This window comes from Enterobacter sp. EC_50 (assembly GCF_019584525.1).
GTDB lineage: Bacteria > Pseudomonadota > Gammaproteobacteria > Enterobacterales > Enterobacteriaceae > Enterobacter > Enterobacter roggenkampii.
In genome coordinates, this window is record NZ_VDAF01000001.1 from 140,128 (window position 1) to 159,327 (window position 19,200).

Consider the following 19,200-nt stretch of genomic DNA (forward strand, 5'->3'; position numbering starts at 1 on the left):
CGCATCTGACTGCCCCTGGAACACAGACAATTCCGGGACTTACACCTGCTGTACCGACAAAAAGGATAAACCTATGGCGCTAAAAATCAGGATGGCCGTTGCGATCGCTACCCTCGCTCTATCGTTGTCTTTGCAGGCGAAAACGCCCGAGAACTTTATCTATACCAGCTCCGGCGAGCTCGACGCGGCGTTCCCGCTCGTTATGCGAAGCGATATCGGCGGCGTACAGATCGTCTACAACTGGCGCGCGCTTGAGCCTGAGAAGGATCGCTACGATTTCTCGCGCATTGAACGGGATCTCGCGCGTCTTAAGGCTGCCAGGAAAAAGCTTTTTATCCAGATTCAGGACCGTTTCTTTGAGGCGGACGCGCGCTACGTGCCGGATTATCTGATGCACGATAAGCAATACGGAGGCGGGATTGCGCCGCAGTTCGATAACCCCGGCGAAGGCAAGCCGGTCGGTTCAGGCTGGGTGGCGCGTCAGTGGGATCCCGAGGTGCGCCAGCGCTACCAGGCGCTGCTGGCCGCCCTCGCGAAACGCTTTGATGGCGAGGTATATGGCGTAAACCTGCCTGAAACCGCCATCGATCTTGACGAAAAAAATCTGCCCGCCGGATTTACCTGCGACAGCTATTTTGCGGGAGAAATGGAAAACCTGGCCTTTGCGCGCAAGGCTTTTCAGAAATCACACGTGGTGCAATACGTGAACTTCTGGCCGTGCGAATGGGATAATGACCACAACTACATGGGGCGTCTTTTTGCGTATGCCAGCGCCAACAGTGTCGGCCTCGGTGGGCCGGACATTGTTCCCAACCGCAAGGCGCATATGAAGAATGCCTATCCTTTCTTCCATAAAAATAAACAGACGCTGCCGCTTATCGCCATGGCGGTTCAGGAACCGACCCTGACCTATAAGAACCCTGAGACCGGCAAGCCCTTCACCAAAGCAGAATTTGATCGGTTCGCGGAAAATTATCTCGGGGCGGATATTATTTTCTGGAGCACGGCCTCCCCCTGGCTAAAGGCTAAGTAAACGACGGCAAACGCCGCGCTCATGCCAGATAGCAGGCCAGCTCATCAAGGAACGCCCGCAGCGCGGCAGGCTGGTATTCCCGGGACTGATAAATGCCGTGGATGGCCAGCGGCTTCGGCTCCAGCGCCTCCAGTACCGGCACCAGCCATCCCTGCTCCAGCGCGGTTCGCGCCTCACGCTCCGGCAGCATGGCGATACCGCAGTGCTTAATCGCCGCGTCCATCAGCAGCGAAGAGATGCTGGCGCTCAGGTTGCCGCTGACGGCCACGCTCAGGCTTTCGCCTTCCGGCGTCAGGAAGTGCCAGGACTGCCCGGCAAAAAAGCTGTAGTGCAGGCAGTTATGCCGGGCTAGTTCTTCGGGGCTGCCGGGCGTACCATGCTGCGCCAGATAGTCCGGCGAGGCGCAAAGGACCGAGCGACACTCCCCCAGCCGACGGGCAATCATGCCGGGTTCAGGGTTATCGGTAATGCGTACGGCGACGTCAATGCGCTCTCCCACCAGGCTGACCGGATGGTTGTTCACATCCAGTTCGATGCGCAGCTGCGGGTAGCGCGAGAGCAGACCGGGCAGGACCGGCGCAATCAGGTGCATGGCGGTAAAGTGCGCGCAGGCCACCCGCAGGGTGCCAGACGGGAGATCTTTTTCCGACTGGCCTTCAATTTCCTGCGAGATCTGCGAGAGCGTGCGCGTTTTTTGCAGCACCTTTTCGCCTGCCGCGGTCAGCGTCAGCTTGCGCGTGGAGCGGTTTACCAGCCGCGTGCCCGCCCATTTCTCCATCTGTTCAAGGTAGCGGCTCACCATTGGGCGGGAAATACCCAGCGCCCGGGCCGCCGCGCTCAAACTTCCCAGCTCGCATATGCGGTTGTAAACCTGAGCGGCAATCACGCGATCCATATCAACTCCATCTGCTCGATTTATGAAACTAAGCATGTCTTGTTTCAGGAATTCTGGCAAATGCGAATTTCCGTACAATAGAGATATTCCTGAACAACAGAGACAACAGCATGAAATTCACTCACCTTGCCCTGCTTTCCTCCCTTTTCACGCCGGCTGTTTTTGCCGCGCCGTTAAGCATTGATACCTATAACCCGCAGGAGAAAGGCATTTTCGCGGTCTCCTCCACGCTGGTCTCCGGCCCGAAAGAGGCGGTGCTGTTTGACGCGCAGTTCAGCGTGAAGGATGGCGAAGCGCTGGTAGAGAAAATTCGTCAAAGCGGTAAGACCCTGAACAAGATTGTGATCACCTCCGGCGATCCGGATTTCTATTTTGGCCTGCAGCCGCTGGTCAAAGCCTTCCCGAACGCCAAAGTGGTGGCCACGCAGCACGTGGTTGATCACATCAAGGCTACCAAAGACGCCAAGCTCGCCTTCTGGGGTCCGCAGATGAAAGACGGCGCGCCAACGGAGCTGGTCGTCCCGCAGGTTCTCGCCTCCACCACGTTTATGGTTGACGGGGAGAAGATCGACATCGAACAGCCTGACAGCTATGCGGCCTATGTATGGATCCCGTCCGCAAAGACCATCCTCGGCGGCACTGGCGTAGCCTGGGGGATTCACGTCTGGACGGCGGACACCCAGACAGCGGAAAGCCGTAAGCAGTGGCAGGAAACGCTGGTGAACATGGCGGCGCACAAACCCGAGCGCGTGATCCCGGGTCACTATCTGGGTACCCCGCCAGCCGGGACGGGTGCGATTGATTTTACCCGTGACTATCTCCAGCGCTTTGAAAAGGCCTTATCCGTTCATAAAGATTCTGCGGGCGTCATCAGCACCCTGAAAAAACAGTATCCGAATCTGGCTGAAGAGAGCTCGCTGGAATTAAGCGCTAAGGTGAATACCGGCGAAATGAAGTGGTAATTTAAACGCTGCTCCTGCTATTTTTTCGAGATAGCAGGAGCACCGTCATAATATTCTCTCAGCGCCACGTCGATTTACCCCCGCATTTCAAAAGCACACAAAAGCATACACTTATGTCATTTTTATTTCTAAGATGAATCTGAGCCACAACCGTGAAAATATTTGCCATTCTGTTTGTGAATTAAATTTTTTGCGAGCCGTACCATTAAACAGACAACGACACGGAGGCAGCATGTTTACTTATTACCCGGCAAATACCGCAGCAGCACAACCTGAACTCGTTAACGCGATTGCACAGGGTCTTCACGCCGAGCACGGTGCTGTGACTGAAGATGACATTTTGATGGAACTCACCAAGTGGGTGGAATCCACAGATAATGACATCCTCAGTGACATCTACCAGCAGACCATTAACTACGTCGTCAGCGGGCAAAACGCACCCTTGTAAAAACCTGCTAAGCTGGATCTGCAACCTAAGGGGTTACATTTCGTTTGCGTAAGCAAAGTGGTCCTTAAAACTATCAACAGGATTGAGGAGTTAATATGAAATCGAACCGTCAGGCACGCCATATTCTGGGACTGAACTACAAGCTTTCTAATCAGCGCAAAGTGGTGATTGAAGGCGACCACGAAACCCAAGTCACTCACGCCACCGGCAGAAAACGCCACGCGGGCAAGTAAGTTCCAGACTGAGATCCAGAACACCATCGGTAATCCCGGTGGTGTTTTTGTTTATGTGTTGCGGTAATTAATATTTAGCTCCTTTATAATACCGCCGGACCGCACCCCATCGCACAGGCCAGAAAGATGACAAACAGCAGTGTCAGGGACGGATCTTCATAAAAAGAGTGAGTGACATGGACAACAAACTGAAAAAACATCGTTCCTTATACATCCCATACGCCGGACCGGTTTTACTCGAATTCCCCCTGCTCAACAAAGGCAGCGCCTTCAGCATGGAAGAGCGCAGCAGCTTTAACCTGCTGGGTTTACTGCCCGAAGTGGTTGAAACCATTGAAGAACAGGCAGAGCGCGCGTGGATCCAGTACCAGGGTTTCAAAACGGAAATCGACAAGCACATCTACCTGCGTAACATCCAGGACACCAACGAAACCCTCTTCTATCGCCTGGTGCAAAACCATCTCGAAGAGATGATGCCGGTGATCTACACCCCGACGGTGGGTGCCGCCTGCGAGCGTTTCTCCGAGATCTACCGCCGCTCCCGCGGGGTATTCATCTCTTATCAGAACCGTCACAACATGGACGATATTCTGCAGAACGTGCCGAACCACAATATCAAAGTGATTGTGGTGACCGACGGCGAACGTATTCTCGGCCTCGGCGACCAGGGCATTGGCGGGATGGGGATCCCCATCGGTAAACTCTCTTTGTATACCGCCTGCGGCGGCATCAGCCCGGCGTATACCCTGCCGGTGGTGCTGGACGTCGGCACCAACAACCAGCAGCTGCTCAACGACCCGCTCTATATGGGCTGGCGCCATCCGCGTATTACCGACGACGAGTACTATCAGTTTGTCGACGACTTCATCCAGGCCGTGAAGCACCGCTGGCCGGACGTGCTGCTGCAGTTTGAAGACTTTGCGCAGAAAAACGCGATGCCGCTGCTGAACCGCTATCGCGATGAGATCTGCTCCTTTAACGACGATATCCAGGGCACCGCGGCCGTGACGGTGGGTACGCTCATCGCCGCCAGCCGTGCGGCGGGAAGCCAGCTGAGCTACCAGAAAATCGTCTTCCTGGGCGCAGGCTCCGCGGGCTGCGGTATCGCCGAGCAGATTATCGCCCAGACGCAGCGCGAAGGTTTAAGCGAAGAACTGGCCCGCTCCCGCGTCTTTATGGTGGACCGTTTCGGCCTGCTGACCGACGGCATGCCCAACCTGCTGCCGTTCCAGACGAAGCTGGTGCAGAAACGCGAAAACCTGAAAAACTGGGATACCGACAACGAAGTCCTTTCCCTGCTGGACGTAGTGCGCAACGTGAAGCCGGATATTCTGATCGGCGTTTCCGGGCAAACCGGTCTCTTCACCGAAGAGATTATTCGCGAGATGCACAAGCACTGCGAGCGCCCTATCGTGATGCCGCTGTCTAACCCGACTTCCCGCGTGGAGGCGACGCCGCAGGACATCATCGCCTGGACCGAAGGTAATGCGCTGGTGGCCACCGGCAGCCCGTTCGATCCGGTGGTGTGGAAGGATAAAACCTATCCGATTGCCCAGTGCAACAACTCATACATCTTCCCGGGCATTGGTTTGGGCGTTATCGCCTCCGGCGCGTCCCGCATCACCGACGAAATGCTGATGTCGGCGAGCGAGACCCTGGCGGGCCACTCGCCGCTGGTCAACGACGGCGAAGGTCTGGTTCTGCCCGAGCTGAAGGACATTCACAAGGTGTCGCGCGCTATCGCGTTTGCGGTGGGTAAAATGGCGCAGCAGCAGGGCGTGGCGGTGAAAACCTCTGCCGACGCGCTGCAGCAGGCCATCGACGACAACTTCTGGAAGCCTGAATACCGCAGCTATCGCCGTACGTCGATTTGATCCGCTTTGACCGTTCCCTCTCCCGGTGGGAGAGGGTCGTATAAGACAAATTTAAAACAAAGGCTTATATTTTTAATCACTTACTCGAATAATAGTCATTGAAAAAAAATTGAATGGCTGCTGTTGTGGGTGTTGTAATGCCTCATTATCGTATGCATTCATCTTAGTGAATATTCATTCTTCTTGCTGGAAGAAGCAACAAACAATTAGTGTACATAAATCGGTAAGTCCCCACTGCAACGGTTTACTAAATGAGCATTATGATTGTTTATGATGTGGAAGTGTGGAGTTCAAAAGAGCTTTAAGCAATGATGATGTTGAGAAGTTAAAGCTTCTATTAAAAGTTGAAAAAATAAAATCCCGCCAAAATGGCGGGATTTTTATTAACCTTCAACCTGGCCCGTTAAAACAAATTTCTGATACTCATCTTCACGCCAGCCCAGGAGTGTTCCCTGCTGCGTCCTTACGGGGTTAGTGGCTTGCTTCCGGCAGCTACGTATGGCTGGATTGCTGAACCAATATATGGTGCGCTGGAATAAAATAGCAAAGGGACTCAATAGAGTCCCTTTTTATCTTCAAAGTTCTGTCGTTCTAATTATATACTTCAGAATGCCGTTGAATTCAATGAATGATTCTAGAACGCCAGGGGCAATCTTATCTCTAATTTCAAAGGTTTTACATTCCATATTATATAAAAAATATGACATACTATCTTCACCAATAACAATGTTATCTTTTAAGTCCGGATCAATGAATATTTCATTATCTCTATTATAAAAGTTCATTGTATAGATATTTGACCACAGCATTTCCCCATCAGCAATCTGACTGAACCCATATATCGTCGCTGCATTAAATTCTAAACCATCAATTTTTGTATAAAAATATTTAACCTCCTCCACTTCGTCAAATAATGTTTTTATGTCTTTGTGTATATTTTTCTTTATTTCATTCCAGTCTGCGGGAGGCACGTCGCTTTGAATAAATTCCTGTATTTCTTGAGGAAGCGGTGCTGCAATATTATAATGATATTTAATCATATTCTTTTTTAAAATTTCAACTGATTTATCAATATCTTGAAAACTTATATTTTCCATTTCCATCACCTATTTACTGAAAAATGTTCCATTTGGCATAGGCCATAATGTATCAATGCTTTGACCTGGCATCAAATCTTTAGTAACGGATTTTTGTGCCCCAGTTAATGCATTATGATATGGCTTTGTTTGTATTAGTATCAAATTTCCAAAACTGTTGTCGCCCCCATCATCAAGAGGTAATTTATAATGAACCTGCCAGGAATCAGGAACACCTCCATGTGCCATTAATTCAATTTGAGAAGTATTAAAGTAATGATCAATACCTGGTTCGACTGATAAGCTTTTCATAAAATTTTTTCTGACTGTATTATCAAATTCTTTTCTAAGTGATAAATATTCATCACGTGGTCTGCGTAAGTAATTTATTTGTTCAACTTTTACATTCTGTAAGAAGACTTTTGTATTTTTTGTTTTCCCTAAAAATCCTGTTAGTTCTTCAGCCATCGCAGGATTTTTTACCAAAAGAATTGATGCAGCAGCTATACCCATTCCAATGTTAGTATCGGTCATAACGCCTTTATAACCTTCTAAAGCTTCTCCACCCAGTTGTTCAGCAGTCTTTCTAAATCCCTCAACGTTACCATTATAAACGCCGCCAGCGGCTAACAGACGCCCTACATTCTTGTTATTTATGGTCTTTGCTGACTGAGCATGTTGCTCAGGTTCAACATATCCAGGTGCGCCATACTGTATTTTCTGTGTAGGACGTGGTTTGATACGTTGATTACGCTCCAGCACTACATGATATGCGCTCAACACTGAATCACGGAATGAACATTCCCAAGAACCAGGCATAAACGGCTCGTAAACTATTTCACCGTTATCATCAAAAGAAAAAGGGTTATTATACCAAGTCCAATGTTTATCTGTATCTACAGCAACTATTCGACCGAGCAACAACTCCCTTTCTAAATCATCATAAATCGGATCATAGTACGTTAAAGGTTGCCTTTTAAATTTCTCACCAAAATGCCTATCGCCATTCCATTTTCTATTAGGTATATCAAAATATAACCTTGACTTATACGCGCTGTAGTCTAACACATAGTAATAACATGCCAATTCCAAGCCCCGCTTTGGACTCACTATATTTTCGAAGTCCAAAAGAGTAGCATCTCGCTCAAAGTCATAGATCTCACATAATCTGAACATAGTATCCCTCTATTTTTTAATCGTTATAAATGACTACAGCAATAGAGGAAATAAATATCAGCTTTATGATGCATATCATGCTGGATTAACTTAAATAAAATCCGAATTGTTGAATTTTGCAATCCGGAATTTATATACTTCAAAATGCTATTTTTACTCTTCTTTTTAATCAGCGTGTTACAACAATTCTGCGATTAAATTATAGCCAGCGAGTTTGCATATCTCTCTCTCTGTGGGTCAGGGTGAGGGCAACAAACCGCACCCTCGAATACCCACTAGCCAAACCCCTTTTCCCCCGCTACACTCCTTTCATCCATTAACCCACTGAATATATAAGGAGGCCAATTATGCTGTATCGTGAAATTTTCAATGTTTCACATACATTTGGTGATCGCACCCGCTCAAGCGTTATCGGTATCGTGCTGCGATAACTTCGGCTTGAGCGAAGACACCACCCCCTGAAATCCCTTCTCTCGGGCTTACTGAGTTATCGTCAGCGATGTTTGACGAGGCATAAACATGCCTGTAACTCTTGGGTAAGCAACAATGAGCACTTTACTCACTGCACAATCTTTACGCGTTGATACGGCGTTTGGCACGCTCTTCGACTCACTCTCCTTTACGCTGAAAAAAGGCGACCGCATTGGCCTGCTGGGCGATAACGGCTGCGGAAAAAGTACGCTGCTGAAGGTGCTGGACGGCACGGATTCCCCTGCTGCCGGAACAGTAGCGCTAGCCGGGCATTGCCTGATGGCGCGCGTGGAGCAACATCTCCCGGACGCTATTTTACCGCTCACCATGCTGGATGCCGTACTCGCACAGCTGCCTTTTGCTGAGCGCGATAGCCTGCGCTGGAAAGCCGAAACGCTGCTGGCAGGCATGGGCTTTACGCCGCAGGATATGGCGCTGCACTCCGCCACGCTGAGCGGCGGGCAGCACACCCGCCTGCTGCTGGCCCGGGCGCTGATTCACGAGCCGGACCTGCTCCTGCTGGATGAACCCAGCAACCACCTTGACCTGCCGACCATGCTCTGGCTGGAGCACTTTTTACAGACCTGGTCGGGCAGCTTTGTGCTGGTCTCGCATGACAGACAGCTGCTGGATGCCGTCACCAACGGCAGCTGGATCCTGCGCGATAAAACGCTGCACTACTTTGCCCTTCCCTGCACGGCGGCACGTCAGGCGCTGGAAGCCAAAGATGAGACCGACGCGCAGCGCCACAAGGCGGAGCAAAAGGAGATCGACCGCGTGACCGCCAGCGCCAAACGTCTGGCGACCTGGGGTAAGGTTTACGACAACGAAGACCTGGCCCGCAAAGCCAAACAGATGAAAAAACAGGTCGAACGGCTCAGGGAGAGCCAGACGGAACTCACGGCAGGTAGCCCGTGGACGCTAACCCTACGCGGCGACGCGCTGCGGGCCGACCGTTTACTGGAGATGGAAAACCTTGACGTGCCCCCTGCCCCGGGCCTGCCTGCGTTGTTCAGCGTCGACGTTGCGCGGTTAAAAAGCGGCGATCGCGTGGCGATTGTCGGTCGTAACGGTTGCGGTAAATCGTCGCTGATGAAGCTTATCTGGCGACAGTTTACCGATGAACTGACCCACGACGGGTTGAAGCTGCACCCGCGCGTGTCGCCGGGCTATTACGACCAGACGCTGCATCAGCTGCCGGATGACGCCACGCTGCTCGACGCGCTGGAACCTTTTGCACCGGATCCGCAGAACCGCAAAATGGCGCTCATCAGCGCAGGGTTCCCGTGGTCCCGCCATGGGCAGAAAGTCAGCACGCTCAGCGGCGGCGAGCGTTCGCGCCTGCTGTTCGTGGGCCTGACGCTTGCCCGCTACAGCCTGCTGATGCTGGATGAGCCCACTAACCACCTGGACATGGAAGGCAAAGAGGCGCTGGCGCACACCCTTCAGCAGTTCGAAGGTGGCGTGCTGCTGGTCAGCCATGACCGTCAGTTAATCAGCCAAAGCTGCAACCGCTTCTGGCTGATTGAAGAGGGAACCCTGAGCGAGTGGCACGATGCACAAGCGGTGTTTGAGCGGCTGCGTGAAAGCGCGGGGCTCGGGACATCCGCCGCGCCCGTCGTCACCGCTGGGGAAGTTCCCCCCTCGCCGTATGACGATCTGCTTGAGCGCCTGGTCGCGCTGGAAACGCTGCTGGAAGACGATCTGGCGCGCAAGCCGAAGCATCAAAAGCCGCAGCTCCAGGCACAATGGCGTAAAGAGATAGAGGAGATAGAAGCCCAGCTGTAAGTCTGCGCCCGGCGAGCGCCTCGCCGGGCCAGCATTTTCCCCCCTTAATTATTAGAGGATCGCCGTATTCTTAATCTGAAATCGAATCAAATGATGACATTATGTTGCCGCAGCCTTGCATTACCAGGCTAATGTATTAATCCTTAAGGGGTATTACACCTGCTATGCAGATTCTTATCATGAACAAGGAGATACACATGAAGGCTGCTGTTGTCACTCAGGACCACCAGGTCAACGTCACCGAAAAAACCTTACGCCCGCTTAAGCATGGGGAAGCCCTGCTGAAGATGGAGTGCTGTGGCGTAAGCCATACCGATCTTCACGTGAAGAACGGTGATTTTGGCGACAAGACCGGGGTTATCCTGGGCCATGAAGGAATTGGTATCGTGAAAGAAGTCGGCCCTGGCGTGAAGTCGCTGAAAGTCGGCGACCGCGCAAGCGTGGCCTGGTTCTTTGAAGGCTGCGGCCACTGCGAATACTGTAATTCCGGCAACGAAACCCTGTGCCGTGACGTGAAAAACGCCGGTTACTCCGTCGACGGCGGCATGGCGGAAGAGTGCATCGTCACCGCGGATTACGCGGTAAAAGTGCCGGACGGTCTGGATTCGGCGGCGGCCAGCAGCATTACCTGCGCTGGCGTGACCACCTACAAAGCGGTGAAGGTGTCGGGTATTAAACCGGGCCAGTGGATTGCGATTTACGGTCTGGGCGGGCTGGGCAACCTTGCGCTGCAGTACGCCAAAAACGTCTTTAACGCCAAAGTCATCGCCCTTGACGTGAACGACGAACAGCTGAAGCTGGCAGCCAGCATGGGTGCGGATTTAACCATCAACTCTCGCAGCGAAGATGCCGCTAAAATTGTGCAGGAAAAAACCGGCGGCGCGCATGCCGCAGTCGTCACTGCCGTCGCAAAAGCGGCCTTCAACTCGGCGGTAGATGCCGTGCGTGCCGGTGGCCGCGTGGTCGCCGTTGGCCTGCCGCCGGAAGCGATGAGCCTCGACATTCCGCGCCTGGTGCTGGACGGTATTCAGGTGGTGGGTTCGCTGGTTGGCACCCGTCAGGATCTACAGGAGGCCTTCCAGTTTGCGGCCGAGGGCAAAGTGGTGCCGAAAGTGACGATGCGTCCTATCGAGGACATCAACGCCATCTTTAAAGAGATGGAACAGGGCCAGATCCGTGGCCGTATGGTGATCGACTTACGCTCGTAAACACCTTTTGCCGGGTAGTGGCTACGCCTTACCCGGCTCATTGCTACGACGAACGACGAACTGAAATCCATTCCTGAACCTCAATCTGGAAGGTGTCCGGCGCTTTTCGGTACATTTTACGCGCCAGGTCGAGAATAGTATGACGCGCGAGCTCCTCTTCCATCCGCTGCTGCGCGCTGTCCATGACTGAACGTACTCCGCACGGGCCGTCGCAGACCCAGGCAGGCGGAGCTTCATCAAACACGGCCAGCCGCTGGCGCACTTCACGACATTCGAACATATTTTTCTCGCCGTCAATGGCATGCGCCACATCCAGCACGCTGATCAGCTCCGCCGGACGCGCCAGCTTAAAGCCCCCGCCCTTGCCTTCCGTACTGATGACTAGCCCGGCACGTGACAGGCGCGTGAAGATTTTGCCGAGGTAGTCATACGGGACACCCTGCAAGGCAGCCATCTCCCGGACGCTCATCTCACGCTCGTTGCCCTTCGCATCCACCATACACATCAGGCTGTGAATGCCGTATTCCACACCGGAACTGTAAAACGCCATGGTTAACTCCGAATTAGTGTTCGGAGCATTATAACGATTTTTAACTCAGAAAGAAGTTGTCGGAGTTAACTCCGACAAGTATAGTGGCAGTTATGTCAGGCACGAAGCCTGGCGGGAGAAAGGATCGAATATGAAAAAGCAGATTTTAATCGTAGGCAGTGGTTTTGCGGGTATGTGGGCAGCCGTGAGCGCGGCACGTCTCTCTGAGCAGCAGGGTAATAACAGTCTGGAGATTGCGGTACTGGCCCCCTTACCCGAACTGCGCGTTCGGCCACGCTTCTATGAGGAGAAGGTGTCAACGCTGGTCGCCCCGTTGACTGACCTGTTTGCCGAGCTTGATATCACATTCATTGCCGGACACGCGGAACAAATTGATACCACGGCGAAAACCGTTTTATACCGGATGTCCAATGGCGCTCATGCTACGGCTTCCTACGATAGGCTGATCCTCGCCACGGGCAGCCAGACCAAACGCCCACCGATTGCCGGCCTGGCTGACTGCGCCTTTGACATCGACCAGCTGGAATCCGCACAGGTATTTGAGCGCCACCTTGATTCACTGGCGTTACGTCCCTCCACGCCCGAGCGCAACACCGTGGTAGTCTGCGGAGGCGGCTTTACCGGCATCGAGCTGGCAACGGAGCTACCTGCCCGACTGCGTGCCCGTTTTGGCGACAATACGGAGATTAAAATAGTCGTAGTTGAAAAAGGACCAGTCATTGGCGGCCGTTATAGCGACGCATTGCGTAAAACAATTGCAGAGGCGAGTGAGGCGCTGGGCGTTGAATGGCGGCTGAAGAGTGAAGTTGAAGCCATTGATGCTCACGGCGTAACGCTGAAAAACGGTGAACGTATTGCTGCTGCGACCGTCGTCTGGACCGCAGGCGTCGAGGCAAATCCCCTCAGCCTGCAGATAGACGGTGAACGCGATAGCCAGGGCCGCCTGGTTGTGACAGAGACGTTGCAGATCCCCGCACATCCTGACGTCTATGCCACCGGCGATATGGCTCACGCCAAAACAGACGATGCGGGCAACACGGCGCTAATGACCTGCCAGCACGCGATCCAGCTAGGGAAATTTGCCGGACATAACGCTGCCGCCAGCCTGCTGAACGTTGATCCCTACCCTTATCGTCAGGTGAGCTATGTCACCTGCCTGGATTTAGGCGGATGGGGTGCGGTTTATACCGAGGGCTGGGATCAGGTCGTTAAGTCAGTCAGGGATGACGCCAAAAAGATCAAGATCGCCATCACTAACGAGCTGATCTACCCCCCAGCGGCGGATAAAGCGGTCGCGTTTGCCGCCGCGGACCCGCTGGCGAAATTCGTTTAGCTCCCGCTTTCGCCCCGTTCACGGGGCGTTTATATTTTCAGTTTCCGGCAATCCTTATCTTAATTCCTTTGTTCCCTTGTTTTCCCCCGCGCCCGATGATGAATCCGACGCTAACAAGAAGATAACAAAGGAATTCACCATGCAAACCCCATTTCGTCTGCCGCTGCTGACGGCGCTGATTCTGACGACCACCGCAGCCTGGTCCGCCGATGCGCCGGTCAAAGGCGGCACGCTGATTTATCTGGAACAACAGGCGCACACCAACCTCTATCCGCCCGCCGGCGGCTTCTACCCGAACGGCGGCATTCTGAACCAGATCACCGACAAACTGACGTGGCAAAATCCAAAGACGCTGCAGGTCGAACCGTGGGTGGCCGAAAGCTGGACCACCAACGCCGATAAAACCGAATACACCTTCAAAATTCGCCCGGGGATCACTTTCTCCGACGGCACGCCGCTGGACGCCAACGCCGTAGCAAAAAACTTTGATACCTACGGCTTAGGTAACAAGGCGCAGCGCCTGCCGGTGTCAGAAGTGATCAATACTACGATCGCAGCGAAGTGGTCGACCCGCTGACCGTGAAGTTTTACTTCAAAAAACCGTCACCGGGATTCCTGCAGGGCACCGCCACCATCGGGTCGGGCCTGGTCTCGCTCAGCACGCTCAAGCGCAATTTTGAAGAGCTGGGTGACGCCCGGCATATCATTGGCTCAGGCCCGTTTGTGGTGAAGGACGAGAAGCTGGGTCGCGAAGTGACGCTGGAAGCCCGCAAAGATTACCAATGGGGGCCAAAAAATCTGCCGCAGCAGGGTCCGGCCAATCTGGACGGCATCAAGTTTATCGTGACTCAGGAAGACAGCGTGCGCGTCGGCGCCCTGCTGGCCGGTCAGGCCGACTTTATTCGCCAGGTGCAGGCGTATGACGAAAAGCAGGCGACCGATCAGGGCTATAAAATCTACGCCGCCCCAACGCGCGGGGTGAACGACAGCATCAGCTTCCGCCCGGATAACCCGCTGGTCTCCGATATTCGCGTGCGCCAGGCGCTGCTGCACGCCACCAATGCAAAACAGGTGGTTGAGACCCTCTTCTCGGCTAACTATACGCAGGCGAAGTCGGTGATTGCCGATTCCGCCGCTGGCTTTGTCGATCTCAGCGACAAATTGACCTTTGACCCGGCTAAAGCTAACCAGCTGCTGGACGAGGCGGGCTGGAAAGCGGGCAGCGACGGGATCCGCGCCAAAGACGGCCAGCGGCTGGCGCTGACGGTGTATGAATCCCTGCCGCAGCCGCAAAACAAAGAGGTGCTGCAGCTGGTTGCCCAGCAGTGGCGTAAGGTGGGCGTGGCGCTGAGCGTGAAAGCCGGTGACGCAGGCAGCCGCACGCTGGATAACCTTGATCCGCTGAAAACCCCGTTAACCGTCTCCGAAGTGGGCCGCGCCGATCCTGACGTGGTGAAAAGCATGTTCTACCCCGCTAACCGCGACGCGCTGCTGCAAAAAGGCGGCTCCAGCGACAAGGTCAAAAGCTTCCGTGACGACAAGCTGAATGCGCTGCTGGTGGATATCTCCGCCGAAGTCGACCCGCAAAAACGCCTGCAGCTGACCGGCGATGCCCAGCGCTACCTGCTGGATAACGCCTACGTCATTCCGATTTTCGAGGAGCCGCAGGTCTTTGCCGGTGCGCCGTGGCTAAAAGGCGTGAATTTTGAAGCGGTCGGCCGCCCGTCGTTCTACGGCGCGTGGCTTGAGAAACACTGAGGAGCTGACGATGCGCCACGCACTTCTTCAACGCTTTGGGCACGGGCTGCTGGTGCTGTGGGCCGCCTTTACCCTCTCGTTCGTGTTGCTCCAGGTGCTGCCGGGCGACGCGGTGCTGATTAAATTTCAGAACCCCGACCTGGGCTTGAGCCCGGAGCAAATCGAGGAGATGCGCGTGGCCTACGGCGCGGACAGCCCGCTGTGGCAGCAATACGGCCACACGCTGCTGGCGATGCTGCGCGGGGATTTCGGCTACTCGTTACAGGCAGGCGTGCCGGTCAGCGAGCTGATTGCCAGCAATCTGCCGGATACCCTGAGCCTCGCCCTGCCCGCCTTTTTACTCGCGGTCCTGCTGGCGTTTGCGCTGGCCTTTGCGTCGCGCCTGCCGGGTCTGCGCTGGCTAAGTAATACCCTACAGTCTCTACCGGTCCTGTTTATCTCCTTACCGACGTTCTGGCTGGGGATTGCCCTCATCCAGCTCTTTTCTTTCCAGCTGCGGCTGATCCCGGTGATTAACCCGACGCCGCTGCAGGGGCTGATCCTGCCGATCGTGACCGTCGCGATCCCGATCTCCGCCCCGCTGGCGCAAATCCTGATGCGCAGCCTGGACCAGGTGGCGACGCAGCCGTTTGTCGCCGTGGCCCGCGCCAAAGGGCTGAGTGAAACCGCCGTCCTGTGGCGTCACGTCACCGGCAACGCCCTGCTGCCGGTACTCAATATTGCCGGGCTGCTGCTGGGCGAGCTGATTGCCGGAGCGCTGATCACGGAAACCGTTTTTGGCCGCAGCGGGCTCGGGCAGCTGACCCAGCAGGCGGTAAATAACCAGGACATCGCCGTGCTTCAGGCGGTGGTGATGATTTCCGCCCTCGGCTTTGTCCTGATCAATCTGCTGGTGGACCTGCTGATGCCGCTGCTGGATCCCCGCCTGCAAACCGTTACCGGAGGTGCATCATGAGCCTGGTCGATTACGCTGCCGCGGCGCGAAAACGCGTTCCCGGCTGGCAGGGCGTCGCGTGGCAGCCGGGACTGTGGCTGGCGTGGGCGGTGATTATTCTCGCGGTTTTTGCCGCCGTGGCGCCCGGCCTGTTAACCCACTACAGCCCGATTGAGGGCATCGCCGGAGCGCAACGTCTGGCACCGCAGGCGGGCCACTGGCTCGGCACCGATCAGCTTGGCCGCGATGTTTACACCCGTATTGTGTACGGTGCGGCCCACTCCCTGAGCGCGGCGCTCGCTGCCGTCACGATGGGGCTGGTGGTGGGCACCGGTCTCGGGGTGATCGCCGGGGCGTTCGCAGGACGCGTCGAGTCTTTCCTGATGCGTTTTGTCGACGTGCTGTTGTCCATTCCGTCTCTGCTGCTCTCGCTGACGGTCATTATTCTGCTCGGGTTTGGCACCGTTAACGCCGCCATTGCCGTCGGCGTGGCTTCTATTGCCAGCTTCGCCCGCCTCGCGCGCGGTGAAGTGGTGCGCATCCGCCATACGGATTATGTCGAGGCGGCGTTCGGCAGCGGCGGGACGTTCCTGGCGGTGCTGTGGCGACACATCCTGCCCAACGCCTTAACCGCCGTCCTTGCCTTTGCCACGCTGCAGTTTGGTCAGGCCATTCTGGCCCTCTCCACGCTGAGCTTTCTCGGCTACGGCACCCCGCCGCCCGTACCGGAATGGGGCTTATTGATCGCCGAAGGCCGTAACTATCTCTCTACCGCCTGGTGGCTAACCACCTTCCCCGGCGTGGTCGTCATCGCCGTCGTGCTGGCCACCAACCGTATCAGCCAGCAGTTCAGCGGAGGCCTGAAATGACCGTACTCTCGGTAGAAAACCTGACCATCAGCTACCGTACCGCGCGCCAGTGGCGCGAGGTGGTGCATAACGTCAGCTTCGCCCTTCGGCGGGGGGAAATGCTGGCCTTTGTCGGCGAATCCGGTTCCGGCAAAACGACCACGGCGCAGGCGATCATTGGCCTGCTGGCGGATAACGCCCGTCGGGATGCGGGGAAAATCGTGCTCAACGGCGAGGAGATTAGCCGGTGGTCAGCGAAGCGTCTCGATACCCTTCGCGGCGCGCGAATCAGCCTGGTTCCGCAGGATCCGGGTAATTCACTCAATCCGGTAAAGACGATCGGCGCGCAGGTCGGGGAAATTATTCAGCTGCACCAGAAGATGACTCACGCCCAACGCGACGAGCAGGTGCTCGCCCTGCTGAAAAAGGTCGGCCTGAGCCACCCCGAACAGCGCATGAAGCAGTATCCGCATCAGCTCTCCGGCGGGATGAAACAGCGCGTGCTGATTGCCATCGCCATTGCCCTGAGCCCGGACGTCATCATTGCCGATGAGCCCACCAGCGCGCTGGACGTGACGGTGCAAAAACGCATTCTCGACCTGCTGGATATCCTGCGCCGGGAATCGGGTACTGCCGTTCTGTTTGTCACCCACGATCTGGCCCTGGCAGCCCAGCGCGCGGACAGGCTGCTGGTGTTTCGCAACGGTGAGGTTCAGGAGCACGGCGACACCGCCGATATCGTCCGCACGCCGCAGCACGCCTACACCCGTCAGCTGCTGAGCGATCTTCAGGGCCAGCGCCTGACCATCGCCCCGGTAGCCGGTCTCCCGCTCGCGTCACCGGCCATTCGCGCCCGCACCATCAGCAAACGGTTCTCGCTGGGTAAAGGTCATCAGCTGCAGGCGCTGGATCGGGTGACGTTTGACGTCAGGCGCGGCAGCACGCACGCGCTGGTCGGTGAATCCGGCTCCGGGAAAACCACCCTCGCCCGTATTTTGCTGGGTTTTGAACAGGCGGACAGCGGACAGGTCATTATTGATGATATTGATGCCACCGACCTCAGCCGCGAGGCCCGCCGTCAGCTGCGCCAGAAGATCCAGTTTGTTTACCAGAACCCGTTCGCCTCTCTCGACCCGCGTCAGACGCTGTTCGAGATCATCGAAGAGCCCCTGAAGAACTTTTCTCGCCTTGCTAAGGCGGAGCGAAAGGCCCGGGTGGAAACCGTGGCGCAGCGGGTTGCCCTGCCCGTCGAACTCCTGACCCGCACCGCCAGAGAGCTTTCAGGCGGGCAGCGCCAGCGCGTAGCCATCGCCCGGGCGCTGATCCTGGAGCCGACCATTCTGGTGCTGGACGAAGCCACCTCCGCGCTGGACGTCACCGTCCAGGCGCAGATCCTGGCGCTGCTTCAGCAGCTGCAGCAGCAGCTGGGATTAACCTACCTGTTCATCACGCACGATCTCTCTACCGTTCGCCGGATCGCCCACAGCGTCACGGTGCTGCGCAGCGGTCAGGTGGTCGAACACGGTGACGTCGAGACCTTATTCACGTCACCGCAGAACGACTATACCCGCGAGCTGATTGCCGCCATTCCCCATTTTTCACCCGCTACGGAGGAGTTCGCATGACGCGAAAACGCCTGGGATTTTTCACCCGCCTGCTTGACGACGCCACGCCGAAAGAGCGCTATCGTCTGGCAACTGAACAGATCCGCCACGCCGAACGCCACGGTTTTGACAGCGCCTGGATTGCCCAGCACCACTTCCACGAAAGTGAAGGCGGCCTGCCGTCGCCGCTGCTGTTTCTGGCCCACGTGGCGGCGCATACCGAAACCATTCGGCTGGGCACGGCCATCATCACCCTGCCGATGGAAAACCCGCTCCGCGTGGCGGAAGATGCGGCGGTGCTGGATTTACTCGCCGATGGACGTCTCGAAGTCGGTTTTGGTTCGGGCGGCACGCCGACCTCTTTCCTGCCGTTCGGACTGACGTTTGAACAACGCGGCGCGGCCTTTGCCGACCATTTACATGTGATCCAGAGCGCCTGGCGCGGGGATTCGCTTACCCATCCGGATAACCACCTCTACCCGCCAGCGCCACAGCTGGCTGACAGGATCTGGATTGCCACCTTTTCCGTCGACGGCGCCATTTGCGCCGCGCGGGCCGGACACGGTTTGATGCTCTCCCGCACGCAGCCGCGTCCGGCAGACCAGTTGGATCTCACGCTCGACGCGATCCAGAACCCGATTGTGGATGCCTACCTTGAGGCCCTGCCTGCCGGTATCGCACCGCGTATTCTGGCCTCCCGTACGGCATTCGTCGCCGACAGCGATGACTACGCGCTGAAGGTTGCGACGCCGGGTCTCACCAGACAGGCCCAGCAGCATCGCGCTGCCGGACATACGGTTAAAGGTGACGCCGTCACCGATTTTCGTCGCCAGTTCGACGCCCACATCGGTTCGCCCGAGACGGTGCTGCGTTCGCTGCAGGCCGATTCCGTTCTCCGGCGCGCCACGGACATCTCATTCCAGGTCCATTCGGTCGAGCCCACCCATCGCGACACCCTGCGCTCTATCGAACTGATCGCCGAACATATTGCCCCCCACATCCTTTGAGG

Annotated in this window: 16 protein-coding genes and 1 pseudogene; 13 read left to right on the forward strand and 4 right to left on the reverse strand. The window is 55.7% G+C overall.

The features are described 5' to 3' along the window. Nucleotides 1-73: 73 nt before the first annotated feature. Complete coding sequence (locus tag FHC48_RS00665; protein ID WP_059364936.1) at nucleotides 74-1,033, forward strand: hypothetical protein; 960 nt, start codon at nucleotides 74-76, stop codon at nucleotides 1,031-1,033. A 19-nt stretch (nucleotides 1,034-1,052) separates the two neighbouring features. On the opposite strand, the gene FHC48_RS00670 is transcribed toward FHC48_RS00665, so the two are convergent. Further along, nucleotides 1,053-1,928, reverse strand: coding sequence for a LysR family transcriptional regulator (locus FHC48_RS00670; RefSeq protein ID WP_059364934.1), 876 nt, complete (start codon nucleotides 1,926-1,928; stop codon nucleotides 1,053-1,055). A gap of 110 nt (nucleotides 1,929-2,038) precedes the next feature. Between FHC48_RS00670 and FHC48_RS00675 the strand changes: the two genes are divergently transcribed. From FHC48_RS00675 to FHC48_RS00690, 4 genes are all read left to right on the forward strand, one after another. After that, entirely contained in the window at nucleotides 2,039-2,890 is an 852-nt protein-coding gene (locus tag FHC48_RS00675) for a Vmh family MBL fold metallo-hydrolase (RefSeq protein ID WP_046092164.1), read from the forward strand. Between the two features lie 232 nt (nucleotides 2,891-3,122). Then, nucleotides 3,123-3,338, forward strand: coding sequence for a biofilm-dependent modulation protein (gene bdm, locus FHC48_RS00680; protein WP_013096534.1), 216 nt, complete (start codon nucleotides 3,123-3,125; stop codon nucleotides 3,336-3,338). A gap of 95 nt (nucleotides 3,339-3,433) precedes the next feature. Beyond that, the gene (gene sra, locus FHC48_RS00685) at nucleotides 3,434-3,571 is read left to right on the forward strand and encodes a stationary-phase-induced ribosome-associated protein (protein WP_008501714.1); all 138 of its coding nucleotides are present in this window, start codon (nucleotides 3,434-3,436) and stop codon (nucleotides 3,569-3,571) included. A gap of 176 nt (nucleotides 3,572-3,747) precedes the next feature. Then, entirely contained in the window at nucleotides 3,748-5,445 is a 1,698-nt protein-coding gene (locus FHC48_RS00690; RefSeq protein ID WP_008501715.1) for an NAD-dependent malic enzyme, read from the forward strand. A 575-nt stretch (nucleotides 5,446-6,020) separates the two neighbouring features. On the opposite strand, the gene FHC48_RS00695 is transcribed toward FHC48_RS00690, so the two are convergent. Beyond that, the gene (locus FHC48_RS00695; protein ID WP_059364932.1) at nucleotides 6,021-6,548 is read right to left on the reverse strand and encodes a YrhA family protein; all 528 of its coding nucleotides are present in this window, start codon (nucleotides 6,546-6,548) and stop codon (nucleotides 6,021-6,023) included. Between the two features lie 3 nt (nucleotides 6,549-6,551). After that, nucleotides 6,552-7,589, reverse strand: coding sequence for an HNH endonuclease (locus tag FHC48_RS00700; RefSeq protein ID WP_145975734.1), 1,038 nt, complete (start codon nucleotides 7,587-7,589; stop codon nucleotides 6,552-6,554). A 654-nt stretch (nucleotides 7,590-8,243) separates the two neighbouring features. Here FHC48_RS00700 and FHC48_RS00705 point away from each other — a divergent pair. Beyond that, complete coding sequence (locus FHC48_RS00705) at nucleotides 8,244-9,956, forward strand: ABC-F family ATP-binding cassette domain-containing protein (RefSeq protein WP_119312117.1); 1,713 nt, start codon at nucleotides 8,244-8,246, stop codon at nucleotides 9,954-9,956. A 197-nt stretch (nucleotides 9,957-10,153) separates the two neighbouring features. Beyond that, complete coding sequence (gene adhP, locus FHC48_RS00710) at nucleotides 10,154-11,164, forward strand: alcohol dehydrogenase AdhP (protein ID WP_059364450.1); 1,011 nt, start codon at nucleotides 10,154-10,156, stop codon at nucleotides 11,162-11,164. A gap of 43 nt (nucleotides 11,165-11,207) precedes the next feature. Here the strand turns inward: adhP and FHC48_RS00715 are convergent, their stop codons facing one another. Continuing rightward, on the reverse strand, nucleotides 11,208-11,714 hold the full coding sequence (locus FHC48_RS00715) for an Rrf2 family transcriptional regulator (protein ID WP_028013240.1): 507 nt from the start codon (nucleotides 11,712-11,714) through the stop codon (nucleotides 11,208-11,210). 130 nt (nucleotides 11,715-11,844) lie between these two features. Here FHC48_RS00715 and FHC48_RS00720 point away from each other — a divergent pair, with 130 nt between their 5' ends. The 6 genes and pseudogenes from FHC48_RS00720 to FHC48_RS00745 all read left to right on the forward strand — a co-directional run bounded on the left by FHC48_RS00720 (nucleotide 11,845) and on the right by FHC48_RS00745 (nucleotide 19,198). Beyond that, on the forward strand, nucleotides 11,845-13,047 hold the full coding sequence (locus FHC48_RS00720) for an NAD(P)/FAD-dependent oxidoreductase (RefSeq protein ID WP_059364451.1): 1,203 nt from the start codon (nucleotides 11,845-11,847) through the stop codon (nucleotides 13,045-13,047). A gap of 139 nt (nucleotides 13,048-13,186) precedes the next feature. Further along, a pseudogene (locus FHC48_RS00725) lies at nucleotides 13,187-14,805 on the forward strand (TIGR04028 family ABC transporter substrate-binding protein). A 10-nt stretch (nucleotides 14,806-14,815) separates the two neighbouring features. After that, nucleotides 14,816-15,760 carry an ABC transporter permease gene (locus tag FHC48_RS00730; RefSeq protein WP_059364453.1) on the forward strand — a complete coding sequence of 315 codons (945 nt, stop codon included), beginning with the start codon at nucleotides 14,816-14,818 and terminating at the stop codon, nucleotides 15,758-15,760. After that, the gene (locus tag FHC48_RS00735) at nucleotides 15,757-16,608 is read left to right on the forward strand and encodes an ABC transporter permease (RefSeq protein ID WP_059364454.1); all 852 of its coding nucleotides are present in this window, start codon (nucleotides 15,757-15,759) and stop codon (nucleotides 16,606-16,608) included. Before FHC48_RS00730 ends, FHC48_RS00735 begins: the two co-directional genes overlap by 4 nt. After that, a complete protein-coding gene (locus FHC48_RS00740; protein ID WP_059364455.1) occupies nucleotides 16,605-18,212 on the forward strand; it encodes an ABC transporter ATP-binding protein in 1,608 nt (535 codons plus the stop codon). Before FHC48_RS00735 ends, FHC48_RS00740 begins: the two co-directional genes overlap by 4 nt. Next, nucleotides 18,209-19,198 carry a putative FMN-dependent luciferase-like monooxygenase gene (locus tag FHC48_RS00745; RefSeq protein WP_059364459.1) on the forward strand — a complete coding sequence of 330 codons (990 nt, stop codon included), beginning with the start codon at nucleotides 18,209-18,211 and terminating at the stop codon, nucleotides 19,196-19,198. The genes FHC48_RS00740 and FHC48_RS00745 overlap by 4 nt, the downstream gene beginning before the upstream one ends. Nucleotides 19,199-19,200 lie beyond the last annotated feature (2 nt).